13 protein-coding genes and 1 pseudogene are annotated in these 17,938 nt (G+C 71.3%); 8 read left to right on the top strand and 6 right to left on the bottom strand.

The features are described from left to right. Positions 1–52: 52 nt before the first annotated feature. From IQ279_RS23600 to IQ279_RS23610, 3 genes are all read left to right on the top strand, one after another. Positions 53–772, top strand: coding sequence for a hypothetical protein (locus IQ279_RS23600; protein WP_206351222.1), 720 nt, complete (start codon positions 53–55; stop codon positions 770–772). After that, positions 769–2,529 carry an Hsp70 family protein gene (locus IQ279_RS23605; RefSeq protein ID WP_206351224.1) on the top strand — a complete coding sequence of 587 codons (1,761 nt, stop codon included), beginning with the start codon at positions 769–771 and terminating at the stop codon, positions 2,527–2,529. The genes IQ279_RS23600 and IQ279_RS23605 overlap by 4 nt, the downstream gene beginning before the upstream one ends. Before the next feature lie 190 nt (positions 2,530–2,719). Beyond that, positions 2,720–3,451, top strand: a complete 732-nt coding sequence (locus IQ279_RS23610; RefSeq protein ID WP_206351226.1) for a DUF7873 family protein — start codon at positions 2,720–2,722, stop codon at positions 3,449–3,451. Between the two features lie 522 nt (positions 3,452–3,973). On the opposite strand, the gene IQ279_RS23615 is transcribed toward IQ279_RS23610, so the two are convergent. After that, positions 3,974–4,246, bottom strand: coding sequence for a hypothetical protein (locus IQ279_RS23615; protein ID WP_206351228.1), 273 nt, complete (start codon positions 4,244–4,246; stop codon positions 3,974–3,976). 287 nt (positions 4,247–4,533) lie between these two features. Continuing rightward, a complete protein-coding gene (locus IQ279_RS23620) occupies positions 4,534–7,623 on the bottom strand; it encodes a glycosyl hydrolase (RefSeq protein ID WP_206351230.1) in 3,090 nt (1,029 codons plus the stop codon). A 428-nt stretch (positions 7,624–8,051) separates the two neighbouring features. Between IQ279_RS23620 and IQ279_RS23625 the strand changes: the two genes are divergently transcribed. Next, entirely contained in the window at positions 8,052–8,678 is a 627-nt protein-coding gene (locus IQ279_RS23625; protein WP_307792503.1) for a restriction endonuclease, read from the top strand. A 25-nt stretch (positions 8,679–8,703) separates the two neighbouring features. On the opposite strand, the gene IQ279_RS23630 is transcribed toward IQ279_RS23625, so the two are convergent. Continuing rightward, positions 8,704–10,371 (bottom strand): glycoside hydrolase family 27 protein, encoded by a 1,668-nt coding sequence (locus IQ279_RS23630; RefSeq protein ID WP_206351234.1) that lies wholly within the window; start codon positions 10,369–10,371, stop codon positions 8,704–8,706. Between the two features lie 479 nt (positions 10,372–10,850). On the opposite strand from IQ279_RS23630, the gene IQ279_RS23635 reads away from it, so the two are divergent. Then, entirely contained in the window at positions 10,851–11,411 is a 561-nt protein-coding gene (locus tag IQ279_RS23635; RefSeq protein ID WP_206351236.1) for a DinB family protein, read from the top strand. Between the two features lie 61 nt (positions 11,412–11,472). Here IQ279_RS23635 and IQ279_RS23640 read toward each other — a convergent pair whose 3' ends face one another. Both IQ279_RS23640 and IQ279_RS23645 read right to left on the bottom strand, forming a co-directional pair. Then, a complete protein-coding gene (locus IQ279_RS23640; RefSeq protein WP_206351237.1) occupies positions 11,473–11,673 on the bottom strand; it encodes a DUF397 domain-containing protein in 201 nt (66 codons plus the stop codon). Further along, positions 11,670–12,161 carry a DUF5753 domain-containing protein gene (locus IQ279_RS23645; protein ID WP_206351238.1) on the bottom strand — a complete coding sequence of 164 codons (492 nt, stop codon included), beginning with the start codon at positions 12,159–12,161 and terminating at the stop codon, positions 11,670–11,672. Before IQ279_RS23645 ends, IQ279_RS23640 begins: the two co-directional genes overlap by 4 nt. A gap of 21 nt (positions 12,162–12,182) precedes the next feature. Here IQ279_RS23645 and IQ279_RS23650 point away from each other — a divergent pair, with 21 nt between their 5' ends. The 3 genes and pseudogenes from IQ279_RS23650 (at position 12,183) to htpG (ending at position 14,891) form a co-directional block, all read left to right on the top strand. Continuing rightward, positions 12,183–12,323, top strand: a complete 141-nt coding sequence (locus tag IQ279_RS23650) for a hypothetical protein (RefSeq protein WP_206351239.1) — start codon at positions 12,183–12,185, stop codon at positions 12,321–12,323. Between the two features lie 143 nt (positions 12,324–12,466). Continuing rightward, positions 12,467–12,691: pseudogene (locus tag IQ279_RS23655) on the top strand (methyltransferase domain-containing protein); the annotation flags it as partial. 250 nt (positions 12,692–12,941) lie between these two features. Further along, positions 12,942–14,891, top strand: coding sequence for a molecular chaperone HtpG (htpG, locus tag IQ279_RS23660; RefSeq protein WP_206351240.1), 1,950 nt, complete (start codon positions 12,942–12,944; stop codon positions 14,889–14,891). A 68-nt stretch (positions 14,892–14,959) separates the two neighbouring features. On the opposite strand, the gene IQ279_RS23665 is transcribed toward htpG, so the two are convergent. Further along, positions 14,960–17,365 (bottom strand): AAA family ATPase, encoded by a 2,406-nt coding sequence (locus IQ279_RS23665; RefSeq protein ID WP_206351241.1) that lies wholly within the window; start codon positions 17,363–17,365, stop codon positions 14,960–14,962. Between the last annotated feature and the right edge of the window lie 573 nt (positions 17,366–17,938).

The following is a 17,938-nucleotide window of genomic DNA, read 5'->3' on the forward strand; positions in this document are numbered from 1 at the left end:
CCCCCGTGGCGGATCCCGGCAGAAGCGGGGGCGCGGGCCGAACAACGGAAGCGTGCGGAACCGTGGTGAACGCAGGGCGGCCGAGACCGCTCCCTGGCGGTTCGCCGAAAGCCACCTGCCCGAATTCGCCCCGGGGACCCTGGACGCCGCCGCGATCCTGAAGTCGGTCAACGAGACGCTTCAGCCCGTGGTGGAGAGAGAGTTGGAGGCGGCGACAGAGAAACTGGGCGCAGCTCTGGCAGACAAGGAGACCGAGGCCGATCTGGTCTCAGCCCTCCGGGCCGAGCTGATGCGCAGAGTGCTTCCCCAGTTCACCGAAGCAGTGCGCAAGGGCGTGCTGGAGAGCATCCGCACGCGTCAGATGCACTTGGCGCAGCTGGCCGTCCTGCACAGGCAGGCGCTGGATGCGAAGACCTTGAAGATGGTGTTGAACCGCCTCGACCACGAGGCATCGAAGGCCGGCCTGCAGATCGTCGGCGACACCGGCGATCAGTCGCTGTTCAACGTAGTGGAGGACCAGCCCGGCGTGATGGAACGAGGATCGGTCACCTTCGAGCTCATCGCACCGGCCTACATCGACAAGGAGTCCGGGAAGCTCGTCGAACGCGGCTGGGTGCGGGCCGTTGCCGGGCAGGAAGCTCCTGCGCGGGGAACGGCCGACTCCGATGTCGCAACAGGCGTGGAGGACTCGGCTCCGGTGTTGACCTACAGGCAGATGCTGCGTGCCGCAGTGATCGGACGACTTGGCACGACGCAAAGGGGAACGCGATGACTTTCGGTATCGACTTCGGCACCAGCAACTCCGTAGTGGCCCACTGGAACGGGCACACCGCCGAAGTGCTGCCGGTCGACGGCGACAACGTGCCCGCCCAGTGGCGTCAGCCGGAGTTCGAGCAGCTCTTCCCCTCCGTGCTGTCCGTCCGCGATCTCCAGCGCACCCTCTGCTTCGGCTGGGAGGCGAAGACCGGCACCAGCGAACCGCTCGACGCCGTGAAGCGCATGCTCGGCACGCGCTCCAGTGCCGACAAGGACGGCGACATCGACGGCCTCGAGATCGCGGCCCAGCTCGAGGAGCACCACGTCTGGGTCGGCTCGGAGAAGTTCCACAGCACGGTCGCGGCCGCCTCTCTCTTCAGCCGAATGAAGGAAGGCATCTCCGCCCAGCTGCTCGACCTCTCCGACGCGGTCGTCACCGTCCCCGCCAAGGCGACAGGCGGCGCCCGCTATCGCACCCGTGCCGCGGCGGCGCTCGGCGGAGTGAAGGTCCGGGCCTTGCTGAATGAGCCCACCGCGGCCGCGATCTCGTACGCCCACGACATCCCGATCCCCGGCCGTTTCCTCGTTTTCGACTGGGGCGGCGGCACCATCGACGTCACCGTCCTCGAATACGGCGAGGGCCTCTTCGAGGAGCAGACCTCCCGCGGCATCACCTCATTGGGAGGCCTGGAGTTCGACAACGCGCTGGCACAGCTGATCCAGCGCAAGATCGGCTTGACCGCGGACCGGCTCACCAAAGCCGAACGACGCAGATGGCGCCGGTCGGTCGAACTGACGAAGATCGCCCTGTCCTCCGTACCGATGGACGGCGCGATCTTCTTCGACCTCCCGATCGGGCTCGCCCCCTCGCTTTCGAAGCGCGAGGTCAAGATCACCGCGGCCGAGTACACCGAGGCGATCACCCCGCTCATCACCCGCGCCCTGGAGCCGGTCCAGCAAGCTCTGGAAGACCTGGCCATCACCTCGGACGACATCGACTCCGTCCTGATGATCGGCGGCACTTCGCAGATTCCCCAGGTACGCCACGCACTGGGCGAGCTCCTCGGCCACGACCGCATCGTCGACAGCGGCCTGTGCCGTCCCATGACAGCCGTCGCCCGAGGCGCAGCCATCTACGCGGCCTCCCTCGACGGTGAACTCGGCGACGACAGCGACTTCTCCCTGGTGACCAGCTACGACCTGGGAACGGCCGTGAGCGCGGGCGAGCAGAAGGGTTTCCGCGCCATCATCCGGCGCAACGCCACGCTCCCCGCGGAGGGGTCGGCCAACTTCTACCCGGACAGGCCGGGCGCCTCCTTCGTACGCGTGCCGGTCATCGAGGGCGAAGTCGGTCACCCGGCCGACAGCGACCGCGCCTTTCCTCTGGCCAACATCGAGGTGAGCCTCCCGACCCGCGAACAGGACATCCGCCGGAACAGGATCGAGATCAAGTTCCGCTACAACGAGAGCGGCATCCTGCGCTTCACCGCCACCCACGCGGAGACCGGCGCGGTGCTCGCCGAGCGCGAGATCGACTCCTTCGGCCCCGATGGCACCCCGCTGCAGCACGGCCTCGACGACGAGCTGACCCGCCTTCTGGCCCACACCGTCCGCCCGTTCGCCGACGGCTCCTCCAACGTCCGGCACCTCTCGGCAGCCGAGACGGCCAACGCCCGCCCCGCACCGATCGACCTGTCGGTGCGGGTGGTGGAGGCAGACCCCGCGATAACGGTCAACGGCGAGCCGCAGGGAGTGGTGACGAGGGGACTCTGACCGGCTGGGCGAGCAGCCTCAGCCACAGCAACAACCACGCGAACACCTGCTGCCCCTCCGCCTCGCCACGCCGACGGGGAGGGGATTGCAGGCGGTTCCGGGCGGGGCCGGAGCCCGGGGCGCGGCGATAAAGACGTGCGGGTGTTCGGGCCGGTGGGGTACGTTCCTGCCTGTTCGAAGGGGGCCCGACGTGGCGAAGCTGAACCAGATCATCGCGGTCGAGAAGGGTGTCAAGAGCAAGTCGCTCCAGGACATCACCGCGGCGCACCACAAGGTGCAGAAGCCCGCTCTGCTGGCCGGCATCTCGCGCACGTACCAGCCCAAGGACGAGGAGGGCGAGCAGCTGCCGCCCGAGTCCACGCGGGTGCAGGTGCAGGCCGAGGACGTGCTGCGGGAGATGTCCGCGTCGCTGACCCGGCTGTTCGACGTGACCGCCACCAAGGACTGGGCGAACTGCACGGCCCGCGCCGACGTCGCCGTCGACGGGCGGACGATCGTCGCCGACGTCCCGGTGAGTTATCTGCTGTTCCTGGAGAAGCAGCTCACCGACCTGCACACCTTCGTCAGGAAGCTTCCCACGCTCGACGCCGCCGAGTCCTGGTCGCAGGACCCGTCCACGGACTGGTGGAAGACGGACCCGGTCCGTACGATCCGCACCAGGAAGGTCCCCCGCAACCACGTCAAGGCGGAGGCGACGGACAAGCACCCGGCGCAGGTCGAGGTGTACTACGAGGACGTGCCCATCGGGTACTGGACGACCGTGAAGTTCTCCGGAGCGCTTCCGGCGCGGCGGGTCAACGAACTGGTGGAGCGGGTCGAGAAGCTCCAGCAGGCCGTGAAGTTCGCCCGCGAGGAGGCCAACGGCGCCGAGGTCACCGACCAGCGGGTCGGCGACGCGGTGTTCGGCTACCTGTTCGGCTGACGCCGACCGCGGGTAGCATCCATGATCGCCCCCGCGTGCGAGCGCGGGGGTGCGCGACCAGGCGCGGGCCGGAATGAGGACCGGTTCGCGTGAGGAGCGCAAGCTGACACTGAAGTTCAGCCTGAAGCAGCGGTGACAGTGAAGGTTCGAGTCCTTCCCCCGGCACGGCACCACCACCGACGGGCCGGGGTAGCCCAACACGGCAGAGGCAGCCGCCGTCAATCTCAGACTCTCGCTCCAGTCTCAGCATCGCCGCCGATCGCCGGATCGACCGGGGACGGACGAACGCCGTCGGGTGCGAGTTCGACTCTCGCCTGCACCTCTTGCGCGGTGCGGTAGTTCAAAGGCAGAACACGACGGCATGATGACTGATCCGTCCTCTTAAACGCCGCCGGCGTGCGCAATTGGGTGGCATCCCCAGGGGCCCGGGAGCTGGATACGACTCCCGGGCCCCGCCACGTCGCCCGGCCCACCGGGTTCCTTTCACCGGTTCGCCCGGTCGCGGTGAACACTCCGCAGGGCTCATCGATGGCGACGGGCACCGAGCGGGCTGAGCTCGAAGACCAACCGCCCCAGCGCGACGAGGGCGCCCTGCCCGAAGACGAGGATCAGCCACCATCCGGAATCCCAGTACCAGTTCTCGGTCCAGGGCCATGTGATCGCCAGCGTCCCGATGAGGTGCGAGGCGGCGATGACGATGCCCGTCCGCCGCTGCCGGGGGCAGAGGAGCGGCGGCACCGCCCAGAGCACGGAGACCAGCACCAGCCATGGGGCGAGGAACGGCAGACCGGACATGGCGGGCCTCCGATGCCGGTGGGGAGCACGGTCCGGCCACCGTCGCACCGGCGGGTCCGCGGTACCAGCTCGGACGGATACCGTAAGGATCACGATGTGCCCCCGGCAGCGGAGCGGTTGAGCCCGGTCGCCCCCGCATCCTGCTCGCCGGATGCGGGGGCGACCGGGCTCCGGTGGCACGTGAGGCGGGAGGGCCGTGAGCCGGTGCCGGAAGCCGCCCGGCGGTGCGGCGCGCGGGGTACGCGCCGCACCACCGGGCGGCCGGTGAGCGTCAGGCGGTCAGACGGTCAGGCGAAGGGGATGGTCAGGACGGATCCCGAGCCCACCTGGATGGTGGACGGGCCGTTGCCCAGGGCGCTCCAGACCTCGACGCGGACGGTCCCGCCGTCCAGGTCGCCCAGCTCGCCCGAGGCGGAGTGCAGCCCCTGACGGGCCGAGGAGTACTCCTCCCAGCCGGGGATCGGGTCGGTGGCGAAGTAGCGGAACGTCTCCACCCGGTCGAACGTCCCGTCGCCGGTCAGGTCGTAGGAGACCCTCGCCTGCTGGGCGTGTCCGACGGCGGTGCCGGCGTCCACGTTGAAGGTGAAGGCCGTCGCCGAGCCCGGCTTCAGCGTGCCCCTGACGTTCTCCACCTCGTAGACGAGCGGGTTCTTCGGCGTGCCGTCGTTGTTCGTCCCGCCGGCCGACTCGATGGTGTCGGCGGAGGACGTCGGGGCCGCGTCGGTGGCCAGTTCGCCGCCCGACCGCAGGTAGAAGGTGTCCGCCTCGACGTACGGCGGGGGCGGGGTGCCGGTGGTGGTGACGGTCACCGTCCCGCTCGCAGGGCCGGTCTGGCCCGCGGTGTCACGGGCTCTGACGCTGTAGGTGTACTCCGTGCCGGAGGCCAGTCCGGTGTCGGTGTACGTGGTCCCGGTGACCGTGGCGACCTTCGAGCCGTTGCGGAGGACGTCGTAGTTCCTGACGCCGTTGTCGTCGGTCGCGGCGGTCCAGCTCAGCGTGACCGAGTCGTCGGTGACGTCGCTCGCCTCCGGGGTGCCGGGCGCGCCGGGCCTGTCGTCGTCCGGCGGCGGGGTGCCGCCGTCGCCGCCGCAGAGGGTGCCGAGCGGTGTGTCGTCGCCCGCCCCGGACGCGGTGGACTTCGCCGGGACGTTCAGGACGCCGCCGTCGGAGAACGTCACCGAGCACTCCTGCTCGCCGTGGTTGTGCGCGGCGTAGGTCCTGGTGCCGTTCTTCTCGAAGGCCACGGAGGTGGGCGTGTTGGCGGTGACGGTCATGTCCGGTGCGCCGATGGAGTCCATCGTGGCGACCCAGTGGTAGGTGTGCGCCTTGGTCTCGCCGGCCTCGGGGACGTAGCCGCCGTTCCACTGGTTCCAGTACCGCATGGCCCCGGCCGGGTCGTAGAGCGCCTGGACCTCCCAGAAGACGTCCCGCCACTCCACGGCCGGGCCGCCGTTCTCCTCCTCCATCTCGGCCACGCTGCGGCGCAGCATCTCCTTCTCGCGCGCCAGGTGCAGCGAACCACCGCTCACGGGAAGGAAGTTGATGCCGTGGATCTCCTCGGGATTGGCCGTCCACCAGGTGGCGTAGGCGCCGCCGCTGCTCCAGACCATGCCGACCACGTCGTGGCCGAAGTCCTCGGGGTAGACCTCCTGGTCGGCGTCGAACCAGTACTGCGCGATCGACTCCGACTCGGTCGTCATCATGTAGACGCCCTGGTCGCGCAGCGCGTCGTCACCCATGGCCGAGCCCCACAGGATCAGCCCCGCGCTGAGGTTGATCGACTCCGAGGAGGACTCCTGGTTGTTGCCGGCGGCGAAGGCCGAGTGCCCGGCGGCCCAGCTGTGGCCGGCGTAGACGTCGAAGCCGCGCAGGAAGGGGTACTTCTCGTCGTTCCTGGAGGAGTTGGCGGCGTCCCTGATCAGCTCCTTGACCATGCCGCCCCACTCGGAGTCGGCGGCCCACCGCGGGTCGTACTGGGCCACGATGGCGGCTGCCATCACGTAGTACGAGTAGTGGAAGTGGTGGTCGTTGAGCTCCTGGTCGCTGCCGTAGGAGGCGGGGTAGCCGATGAGGGTGCGCCAGTCGCGGTCGTAGGAGAACTCCGACGGGCCGCCGACGGTGAACCACTCCTCCATGCGTCCCTTGATCAGGTCCAGGAGCTTGTCGCGGTCGGCGGTCTCGCCGATCTGGTCGGCGATCGGCACCAGCTGGGCGAGCTTGCCGAGCGCCTTGCCGGTCCAGTAGGTGTCGATGGCGCCGCTGAACGGGTCGCCCTGCGTCAGCACGTCGTTGATGTACGTCTTCAGCTTGGCCTTGTCGACGCCCGGTGCGGCGGGCAGTCCCGGCAGGACGCCGTTGACCTTCTGGACGGTGGTGAAGGACCTCCCCTCGCGGACCTTCATCTCACCGCGCGAGGAGACGTAGCTGTGGGCGGTGAGGTCGTCGGTGGTGTGGAGCCACTGGTGGCGGTAGAGCGCCTGGAGGGTGCCGGTCTCGTCGCCCTCCTGCGGGTCGGTGGTCAGCGAGTAGGTCGCCGTCACCTCGCCGGCGCCCTCGTCGTAGTTCCACTCCACCTTCGAGTCGGTGACGAAGCTGAAGGCGTACTTCTCGTACGTCGCCAGGGCGTCCTTGCTGGGCAGGACCGCGAGCGAGAAGTAGTCCTTCGAGCCCAGATCGGCGCGGACGTCGGTGCCGGAGACGGTCCAGTCGCTGCCGGAGGGGGCGAACAGCGCGTAGTGGTGGCCGCCGATGGTGATGCCGAGCACGTTGCCGTCGTCGGCGAAGACGTCCGGGGTGCTCGCGGCGGAGATCCGCGCGGCGCCGCCGCTGCCCTGGGCGTACACGTACGGCAGGCCGTGGCCGATGGTGGCGCGCAGGGTGCGGGAGCCGTCGGACCAGTAGGGGGTGACGGTCCAGTCGCTCCACCCGTCCGCCTTGGCGTCGGGGGAGTTCAGGCCGGCGATGCCGAGGGTCAGGTCCGCCTCGTGGGGGAACTCGTACTGACGGCCCTCGCCCACGATCCGGTGGTCGGTCGGGTAGCCGACCTCCAGGCCGCCGGAGACGGCCTTGTAGGTCAGGGGGTGGCCGTACATGTTCTCCGACCACGGGTTGGCGGAGAACCGCTGGAAGGCCAGGGAGGACCACCAGTCGTTGGTGGGCACCGGCTTGTCCGCCACGGCCGCGGTGACCTTCGGTTTGACGGGCCGGCCGCCGCTGTCGGAGGGGCCCTGCCTCCCCGCCGGGCGGACATCGCTGTAACTGCCCTTGCCCACCTCGATGGTGGCGGCGTGGGCCGCGCCGGCGCCGGTGGTCGCCGCCAGGCCCGTCGCGGCCACCGAGGCCGCCGACAGCATGGCGAGACGTCTGCGGAATCTCATGAACACCCCTTCTCTGAGAGCGCTCTCAACGGGTGGCGACAACGTAGAGACATGACAGTGCGCGGTCAATACTTGAAACCGCGGGACTTCGAAAAAGGTGCATGCGGTTCAAACGTCGATCGCTTGTCGACGACTCCGGACACAAACACCCGCCCAGGCCGCCACACGCGCGTGACCGGTGCGTTCGCGAGGTGAACCGAACTCCCGGACGGACGGGCGGCGCACGGTTTCCGGCCATGGCCGAGGAGCGCCCTACCGTTCCGCCTCCCCGATGCCCAGACTGCTGCGCGAACCGTGGGGGAGAGGGGGCCGGGATGGCTGCTCGTCGTGGAGGCAGCGGAGGCCGTAAGGGGCGCGGGGGCCGCGGACGCGGATCGGCGGCGCGGCGCAGGCGCGAGGCCAGGCAGAGGGCGGCGGTCGTCGGCGGCGTGGCTGTGCTGCTCCTGCTTGTCGCCTCCTGGTCGACGGTCTGGCCGTACCTCCTGGGGGTCGCGGTCGCCGCGGCGCTCGGCGGCCTGGCGTGGTGGCTGTGGCGCACCGACCGGGTCGTCCGGGGCGGGGACCGGCAGTGGCGGCAGGCGGACGCGGTGGCGGCCGGACACCGCACACTGGCCGAGGTGGACGCGATGTCCGGCACCGAGTTCGAGGAGCTGGTGGCCGGGCTGTGCCGCCGCGACGGCTGCACGGAAGTACGGCGCGTGGGCGGCTCCCACGACAACGGCGCGGACGTGGTCGGACGGCTGCCGGACGGCCGCACGATGGTCGTCCAGTGCAAGCGGTACGCGCCGCGCCGCACCATCGCCAGCCGCGAGATACGCGACCTGATGGGGGCGAAGGTGCACTTCGGGGCCGAGGTGGCGGTCTTCGTGACGACCTCGCGCTTCAGCCGGCCGTCCCAGGCGCTTGCGGTGGAGCACGGCATCCTCGCCGTGCACCGCGACCACCTGGGCCTGTGGAACAACGGCGCCTCCCTGCCCGCCCTGGCCGGCGTCAACGGCGCCGGCCAGGGCGACCGGGAACACCGCGCACGCTGGAGGAACACCTACGGCACGTAGCGCGTGCGAGGGGCCCGGTGGCGGCTTACGGGAGCACGGCCCATTTCTGGTTGTCCTGGCCGTTGCAGGTCCACAGGATGACAGGTGTCCCGTTGGAGGTTCCCGCCTGTTCGGCGTCCAGGCACAGCCCGGCGTGGACGTTGCGGATCGACCCGTCGGCCCGCATGGTCCACTTCTGGTTGTCCTGACCGTTGCAGGGCCAGACGATGACCGGCGTGCCGTTGGAGGTGCCCCGCTCGGAGGCGTCCAGGCACTTGTCGCCGTAGACGCGGATCTCGCCTCCGGCCCAGGTGGTCCACAGCTGGTTGGCGGCGGTGTGGCAGTCCCAGATCAGCGTCGCCGTCCCGGCCGCGGTGGAAGCGTCTTCCACGTCGAGGCAGCGGCCGGAGCCGGTACCGCGCAGGCGTGCGGTGGTGGAGTCCAGCGGGCTGCCGCCGGTCATCCTGAACACGGCGACGCCGTGCGCGGGGACACCGGCCGAGATCCGGCCGGATGTGCTCGACGTGGTGCCGGTCCACAGGTCGGTGAGGGTGAACGACCCTCCGAACAGGCCGACCTGTGCGACCGTGGTGGTGATGGTCGTGGTGCTGCCGCCGCGGTTGAGCAGGCCGACCGCGACGGAGCCGTCGGCCAGGGGCTTGGCGAACACCTCGGTGGCGCCGTCGTCGCGGACTCGGCGTCCGCCCGCGCCCAGCGGGTCCTGGTTCACCGCGAGCAGGCGCGGGTTGCGCAGGATGGCGCTCACGTCGGCGGACATGGTGCGGATGTCGTTGCCGGCCATGAGCGGGGCGCCCATGAGCGCCCACAGTGCGAAGTGGGAGCGGGACTCGGTCAGGGACAGGCCGGGGCGGCCGACGACCAGCATGTCGGGGTCGTTCCAGTGACCCGGGCCCGACTGCGCGGCGAGCGGGGCGGTGACGTCGAGGACGTTGCCGACGCCCATCGGGTAGCTGTTGGTGTTGCCGTTCTGCCAGATGTCGAGCAGGTCCTCGGTCGTCCGCCACAGGTCGGCGACCTCGCCCCAGTCGTACTTGTCGCCGGTGGGGGCGTGGAAGCTGTTGGGGTTGATGCTGTAGACGATCGGGCGGCCAGTGGCGCGCAGGGCGTCACGCATGATGGTGAACCGCGCGATCTGCTCGCTGAGGGTGCCGCTGCCGGAGCACCAGTCGTACTTGAGGTAGTCCACGCCCCATGAGGCGAACGTGGCGGCGTCCTGGGCCTCGTGGCCCCTGCTGCCCGTGGAGCCGGGGTAGGTGCCCACGCCCTGGGCGCACGTCTTCTCGTTGGGGGCCTGGTAGATGCCGAACTTCAGGCCCTTGCCGTGGATGTAGTCCCCGAGCGCCTTCATCCCGCTGGGGAACTTGGCCGGGTTGGCCCGCAGGTTGCCGTTCCTGTCACGCTGCGGGTCGAACCAGCAGTCGTCGACCACCACGTACTCATAGCCGGCGTCGCGCATGCCCGAGGACACCATCGCGTCGGCGGCCTGGCGGACCTGTGCCTCGGTGATCCCGCATCCGAAGCTGTTCCAGCTGTTCCAGCCCAGCGGCGGAGTGAGCGCCGGACTGCCCGGCGCGGCCTCGGCGGTCGTGCCGACTGAGTCTGCGGAGGCGGAGGCGGAGGCGGTGACGCAGGCGGTGACCGTCAGTACGGCGGCCGCGAGGAGACGCGGTAATCGACTGCGTATGGAAACCATGGGGGATTCCTTCCTGGGAATCTGAGCGGAAGCCATTCGTGGGCGGGGCCGACGGGCATGGTCGCGAGTCCGTGATCAGAGGCGGATCGGCGCCACGGAGCGAGAACGCCCGGCCGGTACGGCCACGCTCGTGATCACCACCCGTGACCACGTCCGTGCATGGGGACCTCGTCATCCTTGGACAAGCGACTCCGGCCCGCCCCGTCAGAGGCTTTCCGGATGCCGGAGTGATGCGGTCCTGGATTGTTCGTAATATCGAACCAGGGTCGAAGTACCGAGCAACTGGATCGTACGGATCCGGTGAGCGGCGTCAATACCGCTCGCGCAACTCGGTCCCCACGGTTCCGCGGGTCTTCGGCGTGAGGGACAGACACAGCGCCGGAAGCGGGCCGGAAACGGCACCCGCGGGCAGGCCACGACGCCACCACTCCAGGGGAACTCAGTGGCGGGCGCGGGCTGTCGCGGACGAGCATGGGCGCATGAGCGACAGACCCGAGCGATGGACCCAGGCGACCGTCCACCCCGACATGTGGGCCGACCCGGACGACGACCCCCGCGACAGAGAGGGCCCCGGCCCGGAGGGCGAGCTCGCGACGCTGCGGGAGTTCCTGGAGGACTACCGCACCACCCTGCGGATGAAGTGCGAAGGGCTGAACGCGGAGCAGTTGGCCCGCCGCTCGGTCCCGCCGTCGACGATGTCGCTGCTCGGCCTGCTCCGACACCTCGCCGAGGTGGAACGGGACTGGCGCAACTGGATCGGTGACGGCGAGCCGCTGCCGAAGCTGTACGGCGAGAAGGACGCGGACTTCGACGGAGCCGTCGCGGACCAGGCCGTGGTCGACGCCGCGTACGCCGACCTGGAACGCGAACAGGCCGCCACCGACGCCGCGCTGGCCCGGTACCCGGACCTGGGCGAGCGCGTGGGCAAGGACGAGATCGCGGTCCGGGAACTGACGGTGCACCGCGTCGAGGAGTACGCCCGCCACTGCGGGCACGCGGACCTGCTGCGTGAGTGCGTCGACGGGCGGATGGGGCAGTGACGCGGGCCGGGGGCGGGCCGTATCGGCCCGCCCCCGGCGTTCGTCTGCCTGCGATTTGAAGTCAGGGACGCGCGCGTCCCTTTATCCCCGCCGTGAACGCGCTCCACGCCCGCGCCGGGAAGACCAGCGCCGGGCCGCCCGGGTTCTTGCTGTTCCGTACGGGGACCGCGCCGGGGAGCCCCTCGGCGACCTCGACGCAGTCGCCGTTGCTCGCCCCGCTGTAGCTGGACTTGCGCCAGGTCAGGCTGTGCTCGTTGATCATCGCTTGTACTCCTCCGACACGGTCTCCAGCAGGGCCAGTGAATCCTCCGACGACAAGGCATCGCCCAGGGCGAGGTCGTAGGCCGACTGGCAGGCCTCGACCATGTCCGGGCCATCCATGACACGCCCGGTGCGCAGGCCTTCAACGTAGGCCACCGGAGGGGCGTCGGTGAACCGCATAAGGATGACCATGCTTTCCAGCAGTGCGTGCGCACCTGCGGAGAAGGGGAGCACATGGACGCGCACTCGCCCGCTGCGTCCCATCTCGGCGATGTGCTCCAACTGTTCCGCGATCGCGCCGCGTCCGCCGATGGGACGCCGGAGGATTGACTCGTCCAGCAGGGTCCACAGGACCGGGGAGTCGGGGCCGTCGCCCTGGTGTGGGAGGCCCTGCGGCAGCGGGACCGCGCGCCCGCCCCATAGATCCCCGCCCCATAGATCCCCGCCCGATAGACCCCCGGCCTCCTTCGGGGCCGGACCCGGAAACACACGAAAACGAGGAGAGAGAACATGACGAACCAGACGCGGCGCAGCGGCGACGGCGGCGGCGACAAGCTGCCGGGGGAGCCGTACCCCGGCCCGCACCAGCCGCCCACCCCGGACGGCGGTCCCGGCGTCCCCAACCCGCCCAAGGCGGTCACCGGCCGATGAGCACCGAGCACACCGAAAGCGCGGGGAGCGTGGAGAACGCGCAGAACGCGCAGAACGCGCAGAACGCGCAGAACGCGGGGGACGCGGAAAGCACCGGCACGGCCGGGCAGCGACCCGGCCGCCTGGAGCTGGCACGCGCCCTCATGGCGGGCGGCGTCCTCTCCTCGGACTGGACGCCGGCCTTCGCGGCCGTGCCCAGGTCGGCGTTCCTGCCGGAGCTAATCTGGCCCTACGACATGGCAGCGGGTCGCAGCGTCGCCGTGTCGATGGCGCAGGACCCGGACGCCTGGGCCCGGTACGCCGACGCCGACGTGCCCGTCGTCACCCAGTGGGACGACGGCCGGCACACCGGCACGGCGCCGGGGCGGGAGCGGGGCAGGCCGGGGTACGAGCGGTTCGGTCCGACCGTCACGCCGCGGGGGCAGCGGGCCTGGCTGGACGACCCGGCCGACTCCTGGCCGGTGTGAGCGGGCCGTAACCCGGGTGTGCGCGCCGGGACGGCGGCCCGTCCGGCATAACATCGCGGGGAAAGGCATTTCCCGGCAGGCCCCCGCGCCGCCCGGCGGCGCGGGGAACGGGGCCGGGCACGGACGACGACTGGTGGGGGAATCCACGACCATGACGGCCGAGACGTTCGAGTTCCAGGTGGAGGCCAGCCGCCTCCTGCGGATGATGGTTCACTCGATCTACTCGAACAAGGACGTGTTCCTGAGGGAGCTGGTCTCCAACTCCTCCGACGCGCTCGACAAGCTCCGCATCGAGGCGCTGCGCGACGACTCGCTGGGGGCCGATGTCTCCGACCTGCACATCGAGATCGAGACCGACAAGGACGCCCGCACGCTGACCGTGCGCGACAACGGCATCGGGATGTCGCGCGAGGAGGTCGTGGGGCTGATCGGGACGATCGCCAAGTCCGGTACCGCGGAGTTCGTCCGCAGGCTGGAGGAGGCCCAGAAGGCCGGGGACGCGGGTGACCCGGCGTCGGCGGAGGCGCTGATCGGTCAGTTCGGCGTCGGCTTCTACTCCGCCTTCATGGTGGCCGACGAGGTCACGCTGCTGACCCGCCGCGCCGGGGAGTCCTCGGGCACCCGCTGGACGTCCACCGGCGAGGGCACCTACACGATCGAGACGGTCGGCGACGCGCCCCAGGGCACCTCCGTCATCCTGAAGCTCAAGCCCGAGGACACCGACGACCGCCTCTTCGACTACACGGCCCCCTGGAAGATCAGGGAGATCGTCAAGCGCTACTCCGACTTCATCACCTGGCCCATCCGTCTGGTCGAGGCGGGCGCCGAAGAGGCGGAGAAGGACACGGACGGCGGGAGCGGGGACGGCGGGAAGCCGGAGCCGGAGGCGATCAACTCCCGCAAGGCCCTGTGGGCCCGGCCCCGCGGCGAGGTCTCCGACGAGGAGTACCACGAGCTCTACAAGCACATCAGCCACGACTGGACCGACCCGCTGGAGACCATCCGCGTCCAGGCGGAGGGCACCTTCGAGTACCAGGCGCTGCTCTTCCTGCCCGCGCGGCCGCCGCAGGGCGTCCTGTCCCAGGACCGGCGGGGCGTGCAGCTCTACGTCAAGCGCGTCCTGATCATGGAGGAGTGCGAGGAGCTGGTCCCGACCTACCTGCGCTTCGTCAAGGGCGTGGTCGACGCCCAGGACCTCTCGCTGAACATCTCCCGCGAGATCCTCCAGCAGGACCGCCACATCCAGCTGATGCGCCGGCGGCTGGCGAAGAAGGTGCTGGCCACCCTCAAGGAGATGAGGACGGCCAGGCCGGAGAAGTACGCGGACTTCTGGCGGGAGTTCGGCGCGGTCGTCAAGGAGGGGCTGATCAACGACCCCGACAACCGCGACGCGATCCTGGCGGCCTCCTCCTTCGACTCCACCCACGACGCGGAGAAGGCGACGACGCTCCAGGAGTACGTGGAGCGGATGAAGGAGGGCCAGGAGCACATCTACTACCTCACCGGCCCGTCCCGGAGCGCGGTGGAGAGCTCGCCGCACATGGAGGCCTTCCGGGACAAGGGACTTGAGGTGCTCGTCCTGACCGACCCGGTCGACGAGGTGTGGGTCGACGCGGTGCCCGACTTCCAGGGGAAGAAGCCGCTCTCCATCGCCAAGGGCGAGGCCGAGCTCGGCACCGAGGATGACAAGGAGCGGGCCGAGGCGGAGCGGGAGCGGCGGCGCGAGGAGTACGCCGGGCTGCTGGAGTGGATGACCGGGCGGCTCGGCGACGAGGTCAAGGAGGTGCGGCTGTCCTCCCGGCTGACCGTCTCGCCCGCCTGCGTCGTCTCGGACGCCGACGACATGACGCCCGGCCTGCGCAGCATGTTCCGCGCCATGGGCCAGGAGGTGCCCGAGGGCAAGCGCATCCTGGAGATCAACCCCGGCCACCCGCTGATCACCGGCCTGCGCGAGGCGCACGCGGAGAACGCCTCCGCGCCGGACCTGGAGGGCATGGCCGAACTCGTCCACGGCATGGCGCTGCTGGCGGAGGGCGGCATGCCCGGCGACCCGGCCCGCTTCACCCGGCTGATGGCCGAGCGCCTGGAGCGCTCCCTGTGACCGGCCGCTGACGGCCCGGCGCCGTGGCCGGAGCGGCGGCCCTGCGCCGTCCTCCGGCCACGGCGTCCTCAGCTGCGCCGGCCGGCGACCTCGAAGGTCAGGCCGTGTTCGTCGATGCCCACCCGCGCCGCGTCGCCCGCGCGCAGCGCGCCGTCGAGGATCAGATCGGCGAGGCGGTCGTCCAGGTGGGTGCGGACGGTGCCGCGCAGGGGGTGGGCGCCGGAGTCGGGCTGGTAGCCCTGGTTGATCAGCCACTCGTGGGCGCTGAGGTCGACCTCCAGGCCGATGCCCTGGGCGCCCAGCAGCCGGCGGCTGTCCTCCAGCAGCAGCCCGACGACGCGCAGCAGGTCCTCGCGGGTCAGGGGGCGGAAGAAGACGGTCTCGTCGACGTACTCCAGCAGTTCCGGCCGTACCCGGTCGCGCAGATGCGCCAGGGTCTCCTCGCGGAGCGCGCCGGGGTCGCCGGAGTGGGCCAGCACGCTGCGCGGGTCGACGGTGACGGTCAGGACGACCACCGCCCCGCCGAGGCCGGCGGCGGGGCCCTGGGCACCGGCGGGCCGGGCGCCCTCGAGCAGCCGTGCCAGCGAGTCCAGGACGTCCGGGTGGGCCCGGTCGATCCCGTCGAGCAGGACGACGGAGCGCGGCCCGCGCCGTACCGCCTCCTCCAGCCGGCCCGCCTCCCCACGCCCCTCCCGCAGGGCGCCCGCGCCGAAGCGCACCAGGCGGCCCGCGTCGCCCAGGAGCTCGGTGGCCAGGGCCCTGGCCAGCTCGGTCTTGCCCACCCCGGGCGGCCCGGCGAACAGCAGGACCGCGGCGGGCCGCCCGGGCGCGCTCATCCCCGCCCGCGCCCGCCGTACCGCCCGTGTCACCGCCGAGACGGCCTCGTCCTGGCCGGTCACCCGCTCGTGCAGCCTCTCCTCCAGATGCCGCAGGTGCTCGCGCTCGTCGCGGGCCAGCCGGCCGGCGGGGATGCCGGTGCGCCGGGAGACGGCGCCGGCGATGTCCTCCACGGTCACCCGGGCGGCGCTCTCGCGCTTCTCGGCGACGGTGGCCCGCTCCAGGTCCAGCTCCCGCATGCCCTCGCGCAGCGTCGCGGCCCGCCCCAGATCCTCCTGGGCCAGGGCCTGGTCGAGTTCGCGCCGCAGCAGGTCGCGGCGGTCCTCGACCTCCGCGACCTCACCGCTGCGGCCGAGACCTCGCAGCCGCGCCCGGGCGCCGGCCTGGTCGAGCAGGGAGACGGCCTTGGCGGGCAGGAAGCTCCCGGTCAGATGGCGGGCGGACAGCTCGGCGGCGGCCCGCAGCGCCTCGTCGGAGAAGCGGACCTGGTGGTGGGCCTCGTAGGAGCCGCGCAGGCCCTCCAGGATGCGCACGGTCTCCTCGACGGTCGGCTCGGGCACCAGCACCGGCTGGAAGCGGTGGTGCAGGGCGACGTCCCGCTCCACATGGCGGCGGTACTCGTCGATGGTGGTGGCGCCCACGACGCGCAGCCCGCCGCGGGCGAGCGCGGCCCGCAGCACGCCGCCGAGACCGGGGAAGCCGTCGGTGCCGGCGCCCGCGCCGACGAGGGTGTGCAGCTCGTCGAGGAAGAGGACGATCCGGTCGTCGGAGGCGACCTCCTCGACGATCGCGCGCAGCCGCTCCTCGATCTCCTCCCGGTAGCGGGCGCCGGCCACCAGCGCGGCCAGCTCCAGGCCGACGATCCGGCGGCCCCGCAGCTCCGGCGGCACCTCGCCGGCCGCGATCCGCCGGGCCAGGCCCTCGACGACCACGGTCTTGCCGACGCCCGGCTCACCGATCAGGGCGGGGTTGTTCCGGGTCCGGCGGGAGAGCACCTCGATGGTCTGGTCGATCTCCTCCGTGCGCCCCACCACCGGGTCCAGCCGGCCCTCGCGGGCCTGCGCGGTCAGATCGCGGCCGTAGCGGTCCAGCACCGGGGTGGGTCCGGGCCGGTCGGACGGGCGGGACGGGCCGGACGCGGCCCTGCGTACCGGCTCGGGTGCGGCGCCCGCGGCGCGCAGCGCCTGGCCGGCGCCGCTGCGGGGATCGTCCAGCAGGGCGGACAGGACGTGCTCGGGACCGAAGCGGGGCGCGTCGGCGGCGCGGGCGCCCGCACGGGCCGCCAGCAGGGCGCGTTCGGCCGCGGGCGTCAGGGAGGTGCCGGCGCCGGTGCTCCTGGCGAGGGCCGGGAGGAGGTCGGCGGCGAGCCGGTCCGGGCCCACTCCGGCGTCCTCCAGGACGCGGCGCGAGGAGCCCACCCGGGTGGCGGCCCACAGCAGATGGCCGGTGTCCAGCTCGCCGCCGTCCCCGGCCGCCCGTCCGGCGGCCAGGGACAGCAGCTTCCGGGCGGACTCGTCCGGGAGCGACCCGGCGGCTGGGAGGCGGCCGTCCGGGTCCGGGTCCCGGGGGCCGGTGCCGAGGACGTGGTTGAGCGGTTCGGCGAAAGGGTCCTGCGGTCCGAACACGGGCGTCGGCATGGAGATCACCTGGGTGGTGCCGGAGTCGGGGGCAGGGGGCTGAAGCAGGGGTCGGGGGCCGGGGGAGACACGGCCCGGCCACGGCCAAGTCTGATCCGGAGCGGAGGGTTCCGCGACTCGGCGTGTTGCGGCCGGGGTTCTCCCGTATGCCGGTTTCCCGGGGCGGGTGCCGTCCGGGCCGGTTCACCGCGCACGCGGGGAACCGGCGGGGAGTATGCCTGTTTCGGGTTTCCGAATCCGCCCGCTATTCGGTGCGGACGTTCCGCGGAAAAGGAATCCCGGGAAGGGTGGCCGGCCGAGGAGTGTGAAAAGCGACTGGTCGGAGACGGTCTGTTGAGGGACTTGGGGGTGCGTTCCGAGGGAAAGGCCGCGGTTCGGCCGTTCCCGGAGGTGGCCGCACGGCTCTTGACCCCCTGGATGAAACGTTGCAATACTGACGGGATTAGAAAGCGCTTACTGCACTTTTCTCGCGACCCCCTCCCGGTCGGCCCCTCCGGCCCTGCCCGGCGCGAGCGGCCCTGCGCCGCGTGCGGCGAGCGTCCCCCCCCCCCCCCCCCCCCCCCCCCCCCCCCC

This window comes from Streptomyces verrucosisporus (assembly GCF_017114865.1).
Classification (GTDB): Bacteria; Actinomycetota; Actinomycetes; order Streptomycetales; family Streptomycetaceae; genus Streptomyces; species Streptomyces fenghuangensis.